Annotated in this window: 18 protein-coding genes and 1 pseudogene; all 19 read left to right on the forward strand. The window is 53.9% G+C overall.

Annotated features, from left to right (window positions below; all coding sequences use genetic code 11):
* Positions 1–6: 6 nt before the first annotated feature.
* A complete protein-coding gene (locus tag RCH91_RS08045) occupies positions 7–1,755 on the forward strand; it encodes a hypothetical protein (protein ID WP_306534114.1) in 1,749 nt (582 codons plus the stop codon).
* Between the two features lie 71 nt (positions 1,756–1,826).
* Complete coding sequence (locus tag RCH91_RS08050; RefSeq protein WP_306534115.1) at positions 1,827–3,350, forward strand: lipopolysaccharide biosynthesis protein; 1,524 nt, start codon at positions 1,827–1,829, stop codon at positions 3,348–3,350.
* Positions 3,351–3,429: 79 nt separating this feature from the next.
* Positions 3,430–4,635 (forward strand): adenylyl-sulfate kinase, encoded by a 1,206-nt coding sequence (locus RCH91_RS08055; RefSeq protein WP_306534116.1) that lies wholly within the window; start codon positions 3,430–3,432, stop codon positions 4,633–4,635.
* A gap of 129 nt (positions 4,636–4,764) precedes the next feature.
* Positions 4,765–5,646: a CDP-alcohol phosphatidyltransferase family protein gene (locus RCH91_RS08060; RefSeq protein WP_306534117.1), complete on the forward strand. Its 882-nt coding sequence runs from the start codon at positions 4,765–4,767 to the stop codon at positions 5,644–5,646.
* 64 nt (positions 5,647–5,710) lie between these two features.
* On the forward strand, positions 5,711–6,739 hold the full coding sequence (locus RCH91_RS08065; protein ID WP_306534118.1) for a glycosyltransferase family 2 protein: 1,029 nt from the start codon (positions 5,711–5,713) through the stop codon (positions 6,737–6,739).
* A 56-nt stretch (positions 6,740–6,795) separates the two neighbouring features.
* A complete protein-coding gene (locus tag RCH91_RS08070) occupies positions 6,796–8,307 on the forward strand; it encodes a hypothetical protein (RefSeq protein WP_306534119.1) in 1,512 nt (503 codons plus the stop codon).
* Positions 8,308–8,318: 11 nt separating this feature from the next.
* Positions 8,319–9,509 carry a glycosyltransferase family 4 protein gene (locus tag RCH91_RS08075; protein ID WP_306534120.1) on the forward strand — a complete coding sequence of 397 codons (1,191 nt, stop codon included), beginning with the start codon at positions 8,319–8,321 and terminating at the stop codon, positions 9,507–9,509.
* Positions 9,506–10,597, forward strand: coding sequence for a glycosyltransferase family 4 protein (locus tag RCH91_RS08080; protein ID WP_306534121.1), 1,092 nt, complete (start codon positions 9,506–9,508; stop codon positions 10,595–10,597). Before RCH91_RS08075 ends, RCH91_RS08080 begins: the two co-directional genes overlap by 4 nt.
* Positions 10,598–10,753: 156 nt before the next feature.
* On the forward strand, positions 10,754–11,896 hold the full coding sequence (locus tag RCH91_RS08085) for an N-acetyl sugar amidotransferase (RefSeq protein ID WP_306534122.1): 1,143 nt from the start codon (positions 10,754–10,756) through the stop codon (positions 11,894–11,896).
* On the forward strand, positions 11,893–12,507 hold the full coding sequence (hisH, locus tag RCH91_RS08090) for an imidazole glycerol phosphate synthase subunit HisH (protein ID WP_306534123.1): 615 nt from the start codon (positions 11,893–11,895) through the stop codon (positions 12,505–12,507). Before RCH91_RS08085 ends, hisH begins: the two co-directional genes overlap by 4 nt.
* Positions 12,508–13,287: an AglZ/HisF2 family acetamidino modification protein gene (locus RCH91_RS08095; protein ID WP_306534124.1), complete on the forward strand. Its 780-nt coding sequence runs from the start codon at positions 12,508–12,510 to the stop codon at positions 13,285–13,287.
* 32 nt (positions 13,288–13,319) lie between these two features.
* The gene (locus RCH91_RS08100) at positions 13,320–14,333 is read left to right on the forward strand and encodes a nucleoside-diphosphate sugar epimerase/dehydratase (protein WP_306534125.1); all 1,014 of its coding nucleotides are present in this window, start codon (positions 13,320–13,322) and stop codon (positions 14,331–14,333) included.
* On the forward strand, positions 14,330–15,292 hold the full coding sequence (locus RCH91_RS08105) for an SDR family oxidoreductase (protein ID WP_306534126.1): 963 nt from the start codon (positions 14,330–14,332) through the stop codon (positions 15,290–15,292). The genes RCH91_RS08100 and RCH91_RS08105 overlap by 4 nt, the downstream gene beginning before the upstream one ends.
* The gene (locus RCH91_RS08110) at positions 15,289–16,185 is read left to right on the forward strand and encodes an SDR family oxidoreductase (RefSeq protein WP_306534127.1); all 897 of its coding nucleotides are present in this window, start codon (positions 15,289–15,291) and stop codon (positions 16,183–16,185) included. Before RCH91_RS08105 ends, RCH91_RS08110 begins: the two co-directional genes overlap by 4 nt.
* Positions 16,186–16,214: 29 nt before the next feature.
* On the forward strand, positions 16,215–17,366 hold the full coding sequence (gene wecB, locus RCH91_RS08115; RefSeq protein ID WP_306534128.1) for a non-hydrolyzing UDP-N-acetylglucosamine 2-epimerase: 1,152 nt from the start codon (positions 16,215–16,217) through the stop codon (positions 17,364–17,366).
* Complete coding sequence (locus RCH91_RS08120) at positions 17,363–18,610, forward strand: glycosyltransferase family 4 protein (protein ID WP_306534129.1); 1,248 nt, start codon at positions 17,363–17,365, stop codon at positions 18,608–18,610. Before wecB ends, RCH91_RS08120 begins: the two co-directional genes overlap by 4 nt.
* Positions 18,597–19,577, forward strand: a complete 981-nt coding sequence (locus tag RCH91_RS08125) for an SDR family oxidoreductase (RefSeq protein ID WP_306534130.1) — start codon at positions 18,597–18,599, stop codon at positions 19,575–19,577. Before RCH91_RS08120 ends, RCH91_RS08125 begins: the two co-directional genes overlap by 14 nt.
* The gene (locus tag RCH91_RS08130) at positions 19,574–20,134 is read left to right on the forward strand and encodes a sugar transferase (RefSeq protein ID WP_306534131.1); all 561 of its coding nucleotides are present in this window, start codon (positions 19,574–19,576) and stop codon (positions 20,132–20,134) included. The genes RCH91_RS08125 and RCH91_RS08130 overlap by 4 nt, the downstream gene beginning before the upstream one ends.
* A 39-nt stretch (positions 20,135–20,173) precedes the next feature.
* Positions 20,174–20,388 (forward strand): annotated as a pseudogene (locus RCH91_RS08135) (polysaccharide biosynthesis protein); the annotation flags it as partial.

Raw genomic sequence — 20,388 nt, forward strand, 5'->3', positions numbered from 1 at the left:
ACTTACTTGAAAATCTGTAACAAGAATATCAGAGCGACTGCCTTACAGGAATTCTGGGGGGATGACTACCGGGAATCCGTGTACCTATGGGAGGGCGCGAAACACAAACTCACCTTGTCCGAGATGGACCAGTTGACCGATGATACGCTGAGGGACCTTTTTGCCGGTCCGGATGAGATTGTGAGTGCCGGCGAGTATTGCAAGGACGTCTATCACAGGATCTTGCCTAAACTGACTGATACCTTGAACCGCATATCCGAAGTAAGGCTGCCGGAATTCTTCTGGAGGACGGCCTTCGGCTACTGGCTTTTCAGACATATATGCATAACCTATGAGAAGTACGCCTATCTGTCAGAAATAGATGTGGACAGGACCAGTGTCAAGCTCCTGAGTAAGGAGGCTTTCTATGTTCCTTACGACCACGTGGATTACTTGTACTGTTTTTGTAACGATTTTGGGGTGCAGCAGCTTGTAAGCCAGTATTATTACTTGTTTGCGAGAAAGGAATTTGCTTCGCTAGCACTGCCATTCAGTTTCACCCGTGGCACCGGCACACTCGATCGTTTCAAAGACATAGCACGCAAGACCATAAAATTCCCGGGGAAACTGCTTAGAAACTTGGCGACAAACGGTACGCCCAATGTCGTGTTGTGCGGAGTATTCTGCACGCCTGAGGTATATTCCGCATCTGTTTCGCAATCGCAAGGTAAGGTCAGCTCCCTTGTTCCTCCTCCCGTCAAAACTGACCGCTTCGTGGATGAAGCGCTCCGTGCCAAGCTGCTGGGAATCGAACACCAAGACGATTTCGAGTATTTCCTTGTGCAGACCCTGTACTACTGTCTCCCGCAAAGGTTTGTCGAGCGGTTCCGCGGCAGTTACGACAGGTATTTGAAGGACATCAAGGGGAGAACTTTCACCCACATCGTCTCGGAGAACTGGATAAGCGACATCTCCTCGTCGCTATATGTCGCAACAGCCCAGAACGAAGGCAGGACGTTCGTCAGCCATGAGCACGGCTCAGGGATGGTGTTTGACAGGACCTTCCCAAACTGGATAGACATGGAGGCAGCTGACCGGTATCTGACTGTTGGATGGTCGATTGACAACAGCAAGGTGATACCGGGCGGGTTCATCTGCCGCGACACAAAGACATATGAGCCCAAACCAGCGAAGAAAGGCATACTGTATATAGCGCGGACCAATTTCCCTTATCTCATGGAGTTCAGCATATACAATGTCCCGAATACGAAATCCGTCAATGCTCTCAAAAGAATCCGACGGGTTTTTGAATTACTGCCTGCGTCCCTTTCCGGTCACTTCGTTTTCAGGCCGAGAAAGGAAGAGCTGTTGCTCGATACCGAGCATGCTCTGGAGACCGCGAGCAATAACATTACTGTCGACAGAGGTGACTTTTCTCAGAGCATAGCAAACGCAAGGATTGTGATCGTCGACCACCTGTCAACGGGCTCTGCCGAGATAGTTTTAAGAAAGATTCCCTGTTTGCTGATACAGGACCAGGAGCCGATACCGGCCATCCTGGAGGAAATGAACGAGATATTTGAACAGTTGAAAATCTGCGGGGTCATGCACGATTCCGCCGAATCTGCTGTTTCGCATCTGACGGTAATCTACGACAATGTGGCTGAGTGGTGGAATAGCGAAGCTGTCCAGGCTGCAGTTAACAGGCTGGTTTCAGCCACCTTGGCACCCCCTCAAAAAACTATCGATTATCTTGTGTCGTGTCGCACCCTATGAGTTCGCCCGGATCGGGAAATTACTCGTCACGGTATTTGAAGATATACATCTGGCAAGGAGCCGCGTTCGTCTTGCGTTTTCTGTCCATGTTTATTGTCATGCCCTATCTGACCAAAAACCCGACGGTCTACGGGATTTACGCTCTTTGCATTTCGGTCACTATCTTCCTTAGCTACGCTGACTTGGGCTTTTTAAAAGCAAGTCAAAAGTATGCAGCGGAATGCTTTATCCGCGAAGATCGTTACGGTGAGATCGAATACATCGGTTTCGGGACCTTCGTACTGTTTGTGTTTTCGATGCTTTGCGCCGGCGCTTTTTTTTTACTGAGCTGCTATCCCGACTTGGTCATCAAAGGATTGGACACCCCTGATAAAATCTCAACGGCATCCAGTCTATTGATGACGCTTGCATTATTTACTCCCGGTACCGTCCTGCAGCGGATGGTTTCCATCATTTTCGATATCCGCCTGGAGACCCATGTTTACCAGCGGATATCCTTTTGTGCTAGTATCATAACCATCTTGTCTGTCTTTTATTTCTTTGGCAGCTCTAGGTATCTGATCGTTCCCTATTTCCTGTTTTCTCAAGTCATCAACCTTCTTTCGGTTTTTGTGTGCTTGGGGCTGGCAAGGAACAGGTACCGTTACGATCTCAAACAATTATTCCGAAGCATTCGTTTCAATGCCGGCGTATATCGGAAAGTTAATCGGCTGGCCTACTCAGGCTTGTACGTCATGATTGTCTGGATTGCCTTTTATGAGTTTGACCAATTGACCATTGCAAAACTATTAGGGGCTGAGAAACTTGCCATATATGCAATAGCTTTTTCTTTTGCCACGTTGTTCCGATCTATTTACGGAATTGTTTTTTCTCCCTTTGCAGTTCGAGCCAACCATTTTGTCGGAACCGGTGACGACGAGGGCCTTAAAACGTACTGCCAGCAATTGGTATTATTGACTGCTCCTGTGGTCGTTTTCCCGACGGTTGCCTTTGCGCTCGTTGCAAAACCTTTTGTCGTTTCCTGGGTTGGTGAACCCTATCTGGAAAGTGTGAACCTGGCCAGATGTTTGACTCTCATTTATGCTCTCTCCTTTATTTCTTATACGACCAGCACGGTTCTAATGTCGAAGGAAAGGATTCGGGAGATTTATGTCATCGCAACGATTCTTCCCATTGTTTTCTGGCTGGGAGTGCTGACTACCTATTCACGTTTTGGATTGCTTTCTTTCGCGGCTTTCAAGCTGCTGGCGACCTTGTTGTCGGAGGCTTTCTATCTGTACGCCTTGCTGAAATATCTGCGGATTTCGCTGGTCGATTTTTTTGCGACGATAATCCGCCCGCTGATCTTACCTCTGCTGTTTCTGGGGATGCTGACGGCAAGTTTTTACCAGTACCTGCCTTCCGACAAATCGAAAGTCAACGTGATTATCGTTATTGCAACGACAGCAGCCAGCGTGGTATGTACGTTTCTTTTACACTACTTGACCGCATCCCAATTCAGGACCGTGACGAGCCAACTGCTCAGAGAGATCAGCGCAGGCAGTTTCGGGCTTGCGGGGTTGCGCAAAAAGATAACCTCTGTCCTTGGTTTTTGATCCGCTTATCACGATGTCTAATAAAATTCCACCTGAACAGGATTACACGATGACAACAACAGTAATTACTCAAGATGTTATGACTTCCGCAGCTTGCTCTGGATCTCTGACCAACCCTAAAGGTCTGGTCTCGGCAGCACAAAACAATCCCGAACCGGCCGTTTTGTGGATTACGGGTTTTTCGTCTGCGGGGAAAACCACCGTCGGGCGGAAAGTCAAGCTGTTGCTTGAAGAGAAGGGAGTGAATGTTGTTTTTCTCGACGGCGACGACCTGAGAGCGATTTTCGGGGGGAAATGGGGCTACGAGAGGACCGACCGGATCGAGTTGGCCCACGCCTACTTCAGGCTGTGCAATACGCTCGCCGCACAGGGGGTTACGGTCATAATCTGCGCTGTGGCCATGTATGAGGAGATCTACACTTGGTTTAGGACCAATGTGGACCGTTCTGTCCAAGTCTACCTGAAAGTCCCCACCGAAGAGCGTGTGAGCCGCGACAAGGCCACCAAGAACATCTACCAGTCCATGGGGGACGTCTCCAAGCTCTACGACGAACCTAGTTCGCCCGATATAGTCATAGAGAACTACGGCCCCACCTCTCCAGATAACTCAGCACGCCTCATCATAGAAGCCTACACGGTTGCAATCGGCCGCTCGGTATCAGACAAGGGGAGGACCGGGCACTGGAACTCATATTACAAAGGCGCCGGGCTGGTCTTCGACCCGTCCGATTTCGCTGTCTCGGTTTCAGAACACTGCCAGTCGGTCAGTCTGCTTGAGATCGGTTGCGGTAATGGGAGAGACGCCGTCTATTTCGCCCAGTTGGGCAATGCGGTGACCGCTTTGGACCCTTCTACCGAGGCGATCAACCTCTGTCGGTCCCGGCACGGCCACAAATCGCTTGAGTTTCTGAACAACAATCTCCCCGATATCTGTGTCAGCCTGCAATCGAACTACGACGTGATCTACACCCGTTTTTGTCTCCATGCCATGACTGAGAAGGAGGAGATCGAGAACCTGAAGGCGGCCTACCGGATACTCAAGCCGAAGGGGCGTCTCTTCATTGAGTGCCGCTCGATCAACGATCCCTTGGCGCGTAAAGGGGAGGTGATCAGCCCCACGGAACGGATCCACGGGCATTACCGCAGGTTCATCATCATCGACGAGTTGAAGAAGCGTTTGGAGACCACAGGTTTCCAGATCGACTACGCCGTCGAATCGGACAACCTTGCTGTGCTGGGGGACGACAATCCGGTGGTGATTCGGGTCCATGCCACTAAGCTTTAGGCCGGAAAGGGAGCTTGTTTCGATGCCTGTGAAATGCCGATTGTTTCAGAGCGATTTTCCTGCAGGTGATGCATGATGAGAGTTCGGGAATCCATCAAGGAATTAAGGTTGATTTGCCAGGATTCGCACTTGGACAGGGACAGCCAGGGGTTTGCCTTTATTCAGATTCGGCGCTTCTCCATCTACCTGACTTGGGTACTGCTCCAATTTCCTCTATCCCCCAACGCAATCACGCTGATGGGGATCTTGACGGGGATCGTGGCGAGCGTGCTCTTTGGCCTGAATCAGTGGATTGCCGGATTGATAGTCTTGCAGTTCACAATGTTGTTCGACTTCTGTGACGGTGAAGTCAGCCGCTATCGCAATAAACAGAGCAAGGAAGGTTCATATCTTGACAAGCTGTACCACTTCTCGGTGCACCCGGCGGTCTTTGCCGGCATCGCAACTGGCTCGCACAACCTGCATAAGGAGGCCTCTTGGGTGGTAGCCGTTGGCCTGATTAGCAGCGTCTCCATCTTTGTCACCACAATGGTGAAGGCGTATGCGGGGGAGCTCGCTATCTGGACCCACTCAAAAAGGTTGTTGAAAAGGCTGCTCGCTCGCCTGGAAGCCGATCCGACCGAGCCCGTCATGCTTTCAGAGATGATCGGCAATGCCGTTGCGCCAGACGCTTCGGAAGCGAAAACGAGTGGGCTGCACGTAAAGGCGAGGAACTCCTTCTGGGGACCGTTCCTGAACTCCTTGTCCAGTAAATGGGATTTCCCCTACATATTCCTGGGAGTGAGCTTGGTCATCCTGACGCAGATGGTCGTCCCAACGCTACAGATGGGAAGCGTTGAGGTATCGCCGTGCGAGCTGGCACTGCTCTTTTTTGCTGTTACCAACACGTTTTGGATCGTATTCTACCTGTCGTACGTTCTTCTTACCAGGCAGATCCAGAGGGGCTACGAATCCTTCGCCGCCGACCTGGTGTCGCTTTTGAAAAAAGCGTCACAGGTTGACCTGAGGTAGGCCTCAAAACGGTTCGTTTCCCAGATCAGATATACACAATGCCCAATAACGCAAAGGAAAAACTATGAATGTCTCACGAGTCCCGTCCGTCTACATCATAATCCTGCACTGGAAGGCGTATTACGATACCCACACCTGCTTGCTCTCTCTCAAGACCATCACCTATCCCAACTACCAGGTTATTGTGGTGGACAACTTCTCCAACGACGGCTCTGCCGAGAAGCTGAGAGACGAATTCCCCGAGCATGTATTCGTCTTCAACAAGGGAAATCTGGGTTTTAGTTGCGGATGCAATGCCGGCATGCGTGCAGCCTACGACCTTGGAGCCGATTATGTACTGCTATTAAACAACGATATGAAGGTCGAATCAGGCTTTCTCGAACCGGCTGTAGCTGAGGCCGAGAAAAGTCCTGCTGTCGGTGCGGTGACCGGGAAAATCATGTTCCAGGAGAATCCCAACACCTTCTGGCAGGCGGGTGGCTACATTCATCCCTTCCGGGTTCAGGGAGTGCCGCGGGGCAAGGACGAGGCGGACCATGGCCAGTACGAAGAGATATGCAATACCGGCTGGGCATCGGGGGCCATGTCGCTCATCAGTCGCCACGCCCTGGAGGAGGTCGGATACCTCCCGGAGGAGTACTTTTTCGGGCAGGAGGAGTGGGACTACTCCACCGCCATCCTGCGTGCAGGTCTGAAGATCCGCTACGTGCCGAAGATGAAGGCCTACCACCACGCCGGCGCCAGCTACCATGCGGGGCATCCGGTGCTAAACGTCTACGGGGGCTACCTCAGCAAGATGATCTATGCTGAAAAGTACATGTCTCCCCTGATGTTCAAGTTCTGGCGGCTCTGCTTCTGGGCCTACCTGAAGCTGCGTTGGCCCACCTTGGCGGGGCAGCATTGCAACTGCGACGAGGATTATCGCGTCTCCCTGAGGGCGGGGTTCATGGCCTTCGAGGACCACAAGAGGGTGAAAAGGGTGGGGCTCAAGGAGCTGGAGGATGCTGCTCTCAGGCTGGGGCCGACCCCGACCTGGGGGGACGGTTGGCAGCCGAGAGAGGTGCCGGAAGAGTTGCAGGAGAAAGCCATATGAGCATCGCCAGTGGCAGAGGAGTGCTGCAGCGCGGGCGCAGGAGAGATAACGCCTAGATGAGTGAAGTCCTCCCCGTTCATAGTACGGCTGCTGTGGCCGTACCTTCTCGGACCGTGATCGGAGCGGCCCTTTGGGCTCACGCCGGGTTCGTGCTGCTGGCACTGATCATCCCCGCACTGTTCTACATCTGCATCGACGGGGAGTTTTCCGCGAACGTCCTGCTCATGATGGGGATCGTGGTCTGGAGTCAGCTGAGGCTCGCCTACACAGGGCTGACCGGAGAGCGGAGGCTGACGCTCCTCTGCTTCTACGTCTTCATCTACGTCTTTTTCGGGGTGCAGCCGCTTTTATCGATCGCCAAGAAGTCGTTCCCGATCAACATCTACTTGGAGGACGGTCTGATCACCTTCACCGCCTGCCTGATCATGCTGGGGATCATGGGTTTCGAATTCGGGTACGGGCTCCCCTTACGGAGGAGGCGCAGGTGGGGGATCCTGCCACGCGCCGCCAAAACCCTTTCGCTACGGATGCTCTGGATGTCGATAGCGGCGGTGATCGGGCTGACGGCGGTGGTCATGGTCTACTACGGTCCGGGGGCCTTCATCGGCCTGCGCGGCTACGGCGGTGTCTCTCCCTTCTGGGTGCTCGACGTTGCCAACACCGAATTCTACCTGGTGACCTACATGGTGCGCTCGCTCGCCGCAGTGCTCCTCTTTCTTGCGGTCTACCTATTTAAGAACCGCAGGGAGAGGAAGGTTCCGTTCTACCGGATCAGCAACTTCGGAGTCGCCTTCTTCTTCCTTTGCCTGCTCAACCTGCTGGTGTCGAACCCGCTCAACGTCCCCAGGCTGTGGGCGGGGAGCCTGATCCTAACCGTCTACTTCATCGCCATGAGGTGGAAGGGGAGCCGCTCCTTCTCGATCCTGGCCTCGGCATCCTGCCTGACGCTGCTGCTCCTTTTCTCGGGGCTGGACCCGCGTCACCTGGCGCACCAGCTGACCATGAACGATAGCGTAGGCCGTCCCAGGATTAGCGTATTCCTCTCTGATGCACTGGAGGGGTTACCGACCGACGCCAATTTCGACGCCTTTGCCATCTTGGCCTCCACAACCCGCTATACCGCCATCTCCGGCTACAGCTTCGGAGAGCAGTTGCTTTTGCCGGCTCTTTTCTGGGTGCCTCGCGCCGTCTGGCCGACTAAGCCCATCGGGACTTCCGATATGGTGGCGGGCTATTTGGACCTCTTCAGTCTCAATGTCAGCGCTCCCTTGTGGGCGGAGGGGTACGTGAACTTCAGTATACCCGGGCTGATCCTTTTCTTGTTTTTTTTCGGGAGGCTGGCGCGCACCAGCGACGACTTCCACGTGAAGACCACAGACCAGACCATACCGGCATTCCCCACGGTGATCAGCGCTTTTTTTTCCGCCAACACCTTCATCCTTTTGAGGGGTGATCTCACCTCGGGGACCATGTACCTTCAGCTGATCACCATATTCTGTTTCATGTTCCTGACCATCGATCCCCAAAAGTGGAAAAAAAACGATACCCCGAATGTGGCAAGGCACTAGGGAACACATTGATGAGATACATCTTCCTTACCAACATGCCGACGCCGTACCGGACGGCTTTCTACGACGAACTCTTCAGGCACGGTCTCAATTTCGAGGTCTACTACATGAGAGAAAGGGAGGCCGACCGCAGCTGGAAGGTTGATACCGATTGCATGAAGCACCCATTCCGGATTGACAGTGGGTACTACCGGATGATCGGGCGCTACCACTTGCACTTCAACCCGAGGCTGGTCATCGAACTGCTGTTGAGGCAGAGTGGTGTGGAGATCATCATCGGCGGGAGCTGGAACGATATCGACGTGCTGCTACTGGTCCTGTTCAAACGCCTGGGGATCCTGAAGACCCGGCTGCACTTCTGGTCAGAGGCAAACTACCTCACTATCGGGTCTAGAGACGACAACATCGTGAAGAAGCTGCTGCGCAGCTTCGTGTACAACAGCTCCGACGGCGCGCAGATCAGTTCAGGAAAGATGACCGAAATCACCTTCGAGAAATGGGGGTTCCAGGGGAAGCGCTTCATCCCCCTCCCGAACACCATCGAGGAGGAAAAGTACCGGATCTCCGAAGAGGAAGTTGAGCTGAGGTACGCCGAGCATGACAATCCGGTATTCTTCATGCCCATGCGGCTGTTGGAAAACATTAAGGGGATAGTCAACTTCTTCATGGCCATCGGAGTCGACAATATCCGCAAGGGAGTTTTCATTCTGGCAGGAGACGGCCCCGACGAGGATCTGGTCCGAGGCTTCATCCGCGAACACGGTGTCGAGGGGCACATCAGGCTGCTGGGCTTTTGCGACAGCGACAAGGTCGCCTCCCTGTACAAGAGGGCGAGCGTTTTCCTCCTTCCCTCCTTTTCCGACGCGAGCCCGCTGACGCTGGTGGAGGCGCTGATCATGAGGCTCCCCGTCCTAGTCAGCGAAAGGTGCGGCAACCACTTCGAAGCGGTGGTTGAAGGGGCTAATGGGTTTCGCTTCGATCCTTTCGACCATGGAAGCATCAGGTCGGCCTTCGAGTCTATGTTGGCTGCCAAGGAACGGTGGAGAAGCATGGGGGAGAAGAGCGCCGAGCTGTACCGGAGCACCTTCCAAAGGGAGGTTGTCATCGAAAACTTCATCTCCGCGCTTACGGAATTCACCGCATTCGGTACGGGTGCGAAAACGTCCCCGACCCCCAGCCTTCCGGAACGGAGACGGGCATGAGGATTCTTTACATCGCACCACTTCCTCCGCCGGTCACCGGGCAATCCTTGGCGGCCCGACGCTTTCTGGAAGACCTGAAGGGGCGTCACGAGGTGAAAGTCATTAACCTCAGCAAGGAGGGGTTCAAGCAAGGGGTAGACTCCTTCGGGAGGATTTTCGAGGTGATGGGCGTCCTGTGTGAGGTATGGTGGCACCGGCACGCCGTTGATGCGGTGTATCTCACCATCTCCGAATCGGTTGCCGGCAATATCAAGGACCTGCTCATTTACCTGGCCTGCTTCCGAAAGCTGGACCGGATGCTGATCCACCTTCACGGAGGGAGCCTCAAGAAGGTGCTCTTCAACCGAAGCAGGATGATCCGCGGCCTCAACGCCTTTTTCATCAGAAGGCTGTTCGGCGCGGTCATCCTCGGGCGGTCTCACCTGGACATCTTCGAAGGGATGCTGGAACGGGGGAGGATTCACATCGTCCCTAACTTTGCGGACGAAGCGCTGTTCTTGGCGGAGGAGGAGGTGCCCCGGAAATTCTCCAGCTTCGCTCCGCTCAGGATACTCTTCATGAGCAACCTCATCTCTGGGAAAGGGTACGATCTGCTTCTTGAAGCGTATCTCGGCCTAGATGCCAGCTTGCGGCAGAAGCTCACCCTCGATTTTGCCGGCGGCTTCGAAGCAGAGGCGGACAAACAGAGGTTTCTAGACCGTATCCACTTCGAGGAGGGGGTCAACTACCACGGTGTGGTTGGCGACGACCAGAAGCTGGAGCTCCTGCATAAGGCCCATCTCTTCTGCCTGCCGACCAGCCTGCACGAGGGACAGCCGATCTCCATACTGGAGGCCTACGCTTCCGGTTGCGCGGTTATCACTACCGCCATGGGAGGTATCCCGGACATCTTCAGCGATTCGGTCAACGGGTTTGTTGTGGGAAAAGAGTCAGCGGCCTCTCTGAGGGGCGCGCTTGAAGAGGTGCTCCGGAACCCGGACCTACTGCTGCCGATCGCCGTCCACAACCGGAAGTTGGCAGGCGAGGAGTTCCGGGTAGGGAAGTACAATAAGGCGTTGAACGCCATCGTCGAGAGCATTAATGCCTGAGCGGTTTTTTCCTGTACGCCCACCGCTGCGACAAGCGGCCCGCGCAAACCACGCCGGGGGTGAGCCTGCACGCAGCGTCTGAAGCCGGTATCCCGTTGCAGGGGGCGTATCCGAGAAGAAGATGGCAGCTTTGTCAGTAGTCAGTAGGGAGAAAACATGAACCACGCCGAAAAGAAAATCTGCTCTAACTGCATCATGGATACCAGCGATTCGAACATATCCTTCGATGAAAAGGGGTGGTGCGATTACTGTCGCAACTTCTACTCCACCATCCATCCCAGCTGGCATACTGATGAGCGCGGGGAAACGGAGTTGATGAAAATAGCCGAGAAGATCCGCCAGGACGGCAAGAATAGGGACTTTGACTGCATCATCGGTTTGAGCGGCGGCCTGGACAGTTCCTACTGCACCTACATCGCCAAGGAGAGGATGGGCTTGCGCCCCCTCCTGTTCCATGTGGATGCCGGCTGGAATACCGACCAGGCCGTCGGCAACATCGAGAAGTTGGTGGACGGCCTGGGGCTTGACCTGTACACGGAGGTCATCAATTGGGAGGAGATGAAGGATCTGCAGGTCTCCTTTCTAAGAGCCCAGATTGCTGATCAGGATATTCCGCAGGATACGGCTTTTTTTTCTATGCTCTATAAATTTGCCCGGCAGAACAAAATTAAATATGTGCTTACCGGCGGTAACTACTCAACGGAGTGCTGTCGTGAACCCGAGGAGTGGGGGGCGTATCCGGGTATCGACAAGACCTTGATTCTTGATATTCATGCACGTTTCGGGAAAGCGCCCTTAACTTCATTCCCTATCGTTGATGTTTTTACCTACAAGATTTACTACAAATATGCGTTAGGCATGGAGGTTTTCAGGCCACTGAACTGCGTGCCGTATATAAAGCGGGATGCGGAACAAAAACTTGGCGAGCTTTTCGGGTGGGTGCCATTTCAGCATAAACATCATGAATCCCGCTTCACCCGTTTTTATGAGGATTACTGGATGCCGCGCAAGTTCGGCTATGAAAAGCGCCGAGCCCATTTTTCAAGTTTGATCATGACTGGCCAGATGACAAGAGAACAAGCTCTCGAGAGAATTGCCAAACCCGAGCTTGACGAGCATTTCCTGCAGCAGGAATTCGAGTATGTTGCGCATAAGCTTGATTTGTCCGTCGAAGAGCTGCAACAGATTTTCGATGGCGCAAACAAGACTTATCATTACTACAAAAACAAAAGAAAATATATAGGACTCGGTTCAAAGGTTATGTCTAAACTGGGACTCGAAAAAAGGTTGTTCCGATGATTGCCATTATTGATTATGGGTTGGGTAATATTCAGGCATTTGTTAATGTCTATAACCGACTCGGCATTCCAGTCACCATTGCCAAAACGGCTGAATCGCTTGAGACTGCCCATAAGCTGATATTGCCGGGAGTTGGGGCCTTTGACCATGCCATGGAATTGCTTAACGCTTCGGGGATGCGTCAGACACTGGACGATTTGATTCTTGGTAAAAAAGTTCCAGTACTGGGAATCTGCGTAGGCATGCAGATCCTGGCCAATTCTAGTGAGGAGGGGGCCTTGGATGGCTTGGGCTGGATTCCGGGTCATGTTTGTGCATTCAAGTCTGCGCCTGACGTCGCTGCACTGCCCTTGCCGCATATGGGATGGAATGATGTCCATGTAACTTGTGAGCATCGACTTTTTAAAGGGGTTGAGGAAGAAGTTCGTTTCTACTTCCTGCATTCATATTTTTTTGAGTGCATGAACCGTGACGCGGTCATTGCGACCGCTTCGTACGGTATTGATTTTTGCTGCGCAGTCCAATCAGACAACGTATATGGGGTGCAATTCCATCCTGAAAAAAGCCACCACTTTGGCACAAATCTACTGAAGAACTTTGCGGAGTTATAAATGTTGAGGCCCAGGATCATCCCATGCCTGCTGGTTCATAACAATGGGCTCGTAAAGACGGTTCATTTCAAATCACCTAAATATGTTGGTGACCCGATCAATGCCGTCAAGATTTTCAATGAGAAGGAGTCGGATGAGCTTATTGTTCTGGATATTGATGCCACGGTCAACAACGTGGAACCTAATTATAAGATGATCGCTCACCTTGCTGCCGAATGCCGGATGCCCCTTTGTTATGGTGGTGGCGTACGCACTGCAGAGCAAGCCAAAAGGATCATCGGCCTGGGGGTTGAAAAAGTAGCCATCAGTGCTGCAGCCGTAGAAACGCCGCAACTGATAACGAAAATTTCAGATGAGGTCGGCAGGCAAAGCGTGGTTGTTGTTCTGGATGTAAAAAAACGACTGCTAAGCAAGCATTACGATATCTATACGCATAACGCCAAGAAAAACACAAAGAGGGATCTGATTGAAATGGTGCCCTTGGTTGAAGAGTTGGGAGCCGGTGAACTAGTGATAAATTCAATTGATAATGACGGAGCAATGAAGGGTTATGACCTCGATTTGGCTAGACGGGTTAAACAGTTGGCACATATACCCATAACAATTATGGGTGGGGCTGGGTCGCTGAAAGACATCGGAGAGCTGATCCGTAATTGTGGCACAATCGGTGCCGCTGCAGGTAGTTTGTTTGTGTTCAAGGGCGTATATAGGGCTGTTTTGATAAATTATCCCAAGGCCGCTGATAAGGACGATCTTATATATGCCAACTATCCGTTTTAAAATCAGCCCATTTATAAATATGGAGCACGATTATGTTCAATAACCATACCTTGTTGATAACCGGCGGTACCGGTTCGTTCGGCAATGCCGTCCTTAGTCGATTTCTGCACACTGGAATCAAGGAAATACGCGTCTTCAGCCGTGACGAAAAAAAACAGGAGGATATGCGAATCGCGCTGAACAATCCCAAGGTCAAGTTCTATATCGGAGATGTCCGCAACTATGATGGCCTCAAATCGGCCATGCAAGGCGTGGATTATGTCTTCCATGCAGCAGCACTTAAACAGGTTCCTTCGTGCGAGTTTTATCCCATGGAAGCGGTGCGAACCAACGTGTTGGGTACGGAGAATGTTTTGAATGCGGCTTTAGACAACAAGGTAAAAAAAGTTATCTGCCTCAGCACCGACAAAGCAGTTTATCCAATAAACGCAATGGGTATTTCCAAAGCTATGATGGAGAAACTTATGGTGGCGAAGGCGCGCACAACTGACATAAAGCAAACGGTTCTCTGCGGCACACGCTATGGCAATGTCATGGCTTCGCGGGGGTCGGTAATTCCGCTTTTTATCAAGCAGATCAAGGAGAGGAAGCCACTGACCGTAACGGACCCCAATATGACCCGCTACCTCATGTCGCTCGAAGATGCAGTGGATCTGGTCATCTATGCTTTCAACAATGCCCGCCAGGGTGATATTTTTGTTCAAAAGGCCTCGGCTTCGACGATCATGGATCTGGCGGTTGCCATCAAGGAACTGTTTAAGGCGGACAATCCCATCAAGGTCATCGGAACTCGTCATGGTGAGAAGCTGTACGAGACGCTGCTGACGCGGGAAGAGCGGGTGAAAGCCCAGGACTTGGGCGGATACTACCGGATCGTGCCCGACGACCGTGATCTCAACTATGGAAAATACTTCACCGAGGGCGAGGAGAAGGTCTCGCAGATTGAGGATTACAACTCGCACAACACCCGCCGTCTGAACGTGGATGAAATCAAACAGCTATTATTGAAGTTGGACTATATCAACGAGGAGTTATCCCTGGCATGAAAACACTCGTCACAGGCGGCGCGGGATTCATCGGTTCCAATCTGGTGCGGCATCTGCTGGAGGAGGGGCACGAGGTGACGGTTCTGGACAACCTCATGTCCGGGTATCGCAGCAACCTTCGACCCTTTCCCGATGCCCGATTCATCGAAGGTGATATCCGCGACGAATGTGCCGTTGCCGAAGCGCTCCACCAATGCGAAGTAGTCTTCCATCTGGCGGCCTCGGTAGGCAACAAGCGTTCTATCGATCATCCCCTGGTGGATGCGGACATCAACGTGATGGGGACCCTGCGGGTCTTGGAGGCTGCTCGTAAGGCAGGCGTCAGAAAGATCGTCGCATCCTCTTCGGCGGGTATATTTGGCGAATTGAAGACTCTGCCGATCCGGGAAGATCATCCCATTGAGCCTGACACGCCCTATGGCAGTTCGAAGCTCTGCATGGAAAAGGAGTGTCTCGCCTATGCGAAACTGTACGACATGGAAGCGGTTTGTCTCCGCTATTTCAATGTCTACGGCATGAATCAGCGCTTCGATGCCTATGGCAATGTGATACCCATCTTCGTCTTCAAAATGCTGCGGGGCGAGCCGATCACTATCTTCGGCGACGGTGAACAGACACGGGATTTTGTAAATGTCCGCGACGTGGTGCAGGCAAATCTGAAAGCGGCCATGGCGCACGGTATTTCGGGGGCATTCAATACGGGAAGCGGTACGCGGATCTCCATCAACAGGCTGGTGGAATTGCTTGCGGAGGTGTCCGGCATGCAGCCGGATCTACGGTACGGGCCGCAGCGGCCGGGGGACGTCCGCGACAGCCTGGCGGACATTACGGCGGCGCGCGATGCATTCGGCTTCGTTCCTTCCGTGGATGTTTCCGAAGGGTTGCGGGAGTACATGGCATGGGCCCGGCAGGAGAGCCTGCCGGCAACAGAGCTGGAGCGGGGTAAGGAGGGGCTATGACCAAACGGATATTGATAATCGGAGCCACGGGCATGCTGGGGCATGTGCTCTTTCGGCACCTTTCGGCGAACCCGGAATACGAGGTGTTCGGCACCTCCCGAAGTCTCGGGGGATTGCACGCGGTCTTTCCTTCCCACCTCACCAGGCGTTTCAGGCAATACGTCGATGCCGACAACTTCGATTCCGTGATTCGGGCGCTTGCCTCGATCCAGCCGGACATCGTCATAAACTGCATTGGCCTCATCAAGCAGTTGCCCCTGAGCAGCGATCCCCTTTCCGCCATAACCGTGAATGCCCAGCTCCCGCACAGGATTTCGCTCATCAGCAGAACCGCCGGCGCCAGGATGATCCACATCAGCACCGATTGTGTCTTCAACGGTGTCCGCGGAAATTACACCGAAAGCGATCCCTCATGTGCCGAAGACCTTTACGGACAGACGAAATACCTGGGTGAAGTCACCTATCCCCACTGCGTCACCCTGCGAACATCGATCATCGGCCATGAGTTGAAGGGGGGCTATGGTCTGGTGGATTGGTTCCTGGCCCAGGAGGGATCGGTGAGGGGGTTCACAAAAGCGATCTATTCAGGATTCCCGACCATAGAACTGGCACGGGTGATCTCCGATTACATACTTCCTAATCAGGAGCTGAGCGGCTTGTATCATGTGTCGTCTAATCCTATTTCAAAGTATGAGTTGCTCAGGATAATCGCGCGGCGCTACGACAAGAAAATAGCCATCGATCCCTATGATGATTTTGTGATTGACCGTTCCCTTGATTCATCGAGGTTCCGTTCACTCACCGGTTATGTGCCTCCCGAATGGGATGACCTCGTGGAAGCCATGTTCCGGGACTACGAAGCAAACAATAACTGGTATGCAAAGCTACTCTAGATATTCTGATTTCTGAACAGGACGGACACATGACATTGAAAGTTATGACCATTGTCGGCACACGGCCGGAGATCATCAAACTCAGCAGAGTCATCGCGGAGCTTGACCGCCATCTTACCCATATCCTGGTGCATACAGGACAGAACTACGACCATGAACTGAACGGGATATTCTTCAGTGAGCTGGGAATAAGGACACCCGATTATTTCCTGGAAGCTGTTGGTTCCAGTGTGGCTGCCACCATCGGCAATGTCATTGCCAGAGTCGACGAGGTACTTGCACAGGAGCAGCCGGACGCGCTGCTTTTGCTCGGCGATACCAACAGCTGCCTCGGCGCGATATCCGCAAAACGCCGGAAGGTACCGATATTCCACATGGAGGCCGGAAACCGTTGTTTCGATCTGCGCGTACCCGAAGAGATCAATCGCAAGATCGTTGACCATATCAGTGACATCAACATGACCTATACCGAGCATGCCCGCAGGTATCTCATCGCCGAAGGAATCCGACCGGAAACGGTCATCAAGACCGGCTCTCCCATGAAGGAGGTTCTGGATCACCATCGGGAACAGATAGAGGGATCGGGTGTGCTTGCCAGGCTCGATCTGAAACAGGGGAAGTATTTCGTCGTCAGTGCCCACCGGGAGGAGAACGTCGACAACGACATCAACTTCCGGAACCTGCTCCAATCGCTGAACGCCATCGCCGAACGGTATGACGTACCGGTCATTTTTTCCACCCATCCCCGCACCCGGAAACGGCTCGAGGAAAAGGGAACGGCGGATCTCGATCCGCGCATCAGATTCCTGAAGCCGCTCGGTCTTCCCGATTACGTCAGGCTGCAGATGCAGGCGGCCTGCGTCATATCCGACAGCGGAACGATCACGGAAGAGTCGTCCATCCTCGGCTTCCCGGCCGTTACGATCCGCCAGTCCCATGAGCGGCCGGAGGGGATGGACGAAGGAACCCTGGTCATGTGCGGTCTCAAAGCGCCGATGGTGCTCAAGTCCATCGAGGTCGTGATGGCCCAGGCCGCTTCCCGCCCGGGCCGCTCCGGTTTCCGCATGGTCGGGGACTACGACGTGGAGAACGTCTCGGCCAAGGTGCTGCGCATCATCCTCAGTTACACCGACTACGTCAATCGGACCGTCTGGCGGAAGGGTGCAGAAACAGCGGCATGAAGCTCCTGATCGTCACCCAGTACTTCTGGCCCGAGAATTTCCGCATCAACGATCTGGTCTCCGGATTGATCGAGCGTGGTTGTGCCGTAACGGTGCTTACCGGCATACCCAATTACCCGGAAGGCCGCTTCTTTCCGGGCTACGGTTTTCTTACCAGGCGGGAAGAGGAGTATCAGGGTGCGAGAGTTGTACGGGTCCCGCTCATACCACGGGGGAGCGGGGGAGGAACCAGGCTGGCGCTGAACTACCTCTCCTTTCTGACATCTGCCGCCATACTGGGTTCGTTGCGTTGCCGGGACAGCTACGATGCCATTTTCGTCTTTGAGCCTTCGCCTGTTACGGTAGCGCTGCCGGCGCTTTTCATGAAGGCGCTCCGCAAGATACCGGTCCTGCTCTGGGTGCAGGACCTCTGGCCGGAAAGTATCAGGGCCACCGGTGCAATCACCTCCCAGCGGGTCCTTGATCGTGTGGCAGACATGGTGCGATTCATCTACCGCCGCTGTGACCGTATCCTGATAACGTCCCGATCGTTCAGAAGCTCAATCCTGCAGTATTCCGGGACTCCCGGACAGATTCTCTACTTTCCGCAATGCGCTGAGGCTGTGTTCCAGCCGGCCGCTCAACCGGTCGCTGTGCCGGAACTCGCACATATCCCTCCCGGATTCCGGGTAATGTTTGCGGGAAACATCGGCGCTGCCCAAGACTTCGAGACGATCATCGGCGCTGCTGAACGGCTCAGGCGGCACGGTGATATACACTGGGTCATCGTCGGCGACGGGCGGATGCGCGAGTGGGCCGAGAACCAGGTGCAATCCCGTCAGCTCCAGCATACGTTCCACTTTCTCGGGAAACACGATTTGGAAAAGATGCCGGCATTTTTTTCCAATGCCGATGCCATGCTGGTTACCCTCAAAAAAGAGCCGATTTTTGCGCTCACCGTTCCGGCAAAGATCCAGTCCTATCTTGCCTGCGGCAGACCGATTATCGCCGCGCTCGATGGCGAAGGAGCCACAATCGTTGCCGAGGCGGATGCCGGTTTTACCTGCCCGACCGAAGACCCTGCCGCCCTTGCCGAAATCGTTCTCAGGATGTACGCGACTGCCGAGAAGGAGCGCGAGCGGATGGGGATAAGCGGCCGGCGCTTTTACGAAGCCAATTTCGACCGAAACATGCTGCTGGATAGACTCGTGACATGGATTGACGGGCTGACCGCCGTAAAGAGAGTGTCTTGTGAAACGGACTGATCTACATATGCTGGTGACCGGTGCAACCGGTTTCGTCGGCAGCTTCCTGTGCAGAAGGCTGCTCGATAAAGGGCATCATGTGCGCGGTACGCTCCTCGCCACCGAGTCCCCTTCCGCCCTTCCGTTCGGCGTGGAACCGGCACCGGTTGAACCGCTTGGGCCGGAAACCCGTTGGACTGAAGCTCTCTCGGGGATCGATACGGTAATTCATCTGGCTGCGCGGGTCCACATTATGGATGACCCAGCCGCAGATCCCCTGACCGAATTCCGCAAGGTGAACACTGCAGGGACCGCCCGGTTGGCGGCTGAGGCGGCTGCGGCCGGTGTGAGGAGGCTGGTGTTCGTCAGTTCGATCAAGGTCAACGGCGAAGAGTCGTCGGTCCCCTACACCGAGCGGGCCCCGCTGAACCCGACCGATCCCTACGGCATCAGCAAACGGGAGGCCGAAGATCTGCTGCGGCGGATCGAGGCGGAGACCGGGCTCGAGGTGGTCGTACTCAGACCGACCCTTGTCTACGGGCCTGGAGTGAAGGCCAATTTCCGCAACCTGATGAAGGCGGTCTTATGCGGTGTTCCGCTCCCGCTGGCGTCCATCGCCAACAGGCGCAGTCTGGTGTACGTCGGCAATCTGGCGGATGCGGTGGCGGCCTGTGCGGTTCATCCGCAGGCTGGAGGAAAAACCTATCTTATCAGCGATGGCGATGATATCTCGACGCCGGAGCTGGTCAGGAGGCTAGCGGCCGCCCTCGGCGTGCCGCCCCGGCTTTTCCCGGTGCCGGTCTTTTTGATGCGCATGGTCGGCGCGGTGGCCGGCAGACGCGCCGCAATTGACCGACTGGCAGGATCGCTTACCGTGGATAGCTCCAAAATCCACAGGGAGCTTAATTGGACCCCCCCCTTCAGCATGGAGGAGGGGTTGCGGGCAACGGCAGAATGGTTCCTTGCCACGGGAAGGAAGACGTCATGAAACGACCGTTCGACCTGTCCCTGGTCCTGTTTGTCCTGATCATCACGACACCGCTCTTGGCGGTTGTCGCCCTGGCGGTATGGCTCACCTCTCCCGGGCCGGTGCTCTACTGGTCCGACCGTGTAGGCCGGAATAATCGCATCTTCAAAATGCCCAAATTCCGCACCATGCGCACCGATACCCCGGCAGTGGCTACCCATCTCCTCAACGATCCTGACCGCTATCTGACCCCCATCGGTAAATTTCTCCGCAAGACGAGCCTTGACGAATTGCCGCAACTGTATAGCATTCTGAAGGGTGACATGAGTTTCGTGGGGCCACGGCCGGCATTGTTCAATCAGGATGACCTTGTTTCCCTGCGGACTGAAAAGGGAATTCATCGGCTTACCCCTGGTCTTACCGGATGGGCACAGATTAATGGCCGCGATGAATTGCCCATACCCGTGAAGGTTGAGTATGATGCCTATTATTTGAAAAAACACTCAATTCTCTTCGATTTAAAAATACTTATCTTGACTGGAATCAAGGTGTTACGCCGGGATGGCGTTTCCCATTAAGTGTTTAGATTGCATCCAATGAAGGGGCAACCGGCAATCATGATCAAACCATTCACCTTCATGCTCACCCAACGCCGTCTGATGGTATTCGCCCTCGATATATCTTTCATCGTGGCCGCGTTCCTGCTTGCCTTCCTCCTCCGCTTTGACTTCACCTTTCCTGCCTCATACCATGAACTCATCAAGGACGGCCTGCTGGTCGTCCTGCTTGTGAAACCGCTGGTATTCCTCTTTTCAGGCATGTACCGCAGTAT

Source organism: Geobacter sp., assembly GCF_030834625.1.
Taxonomy (GTDB): Bacteria; Desulfobacterota; Desulfuromonadia; order Geobacterales; family Geobacteraceae; genus Geobacter.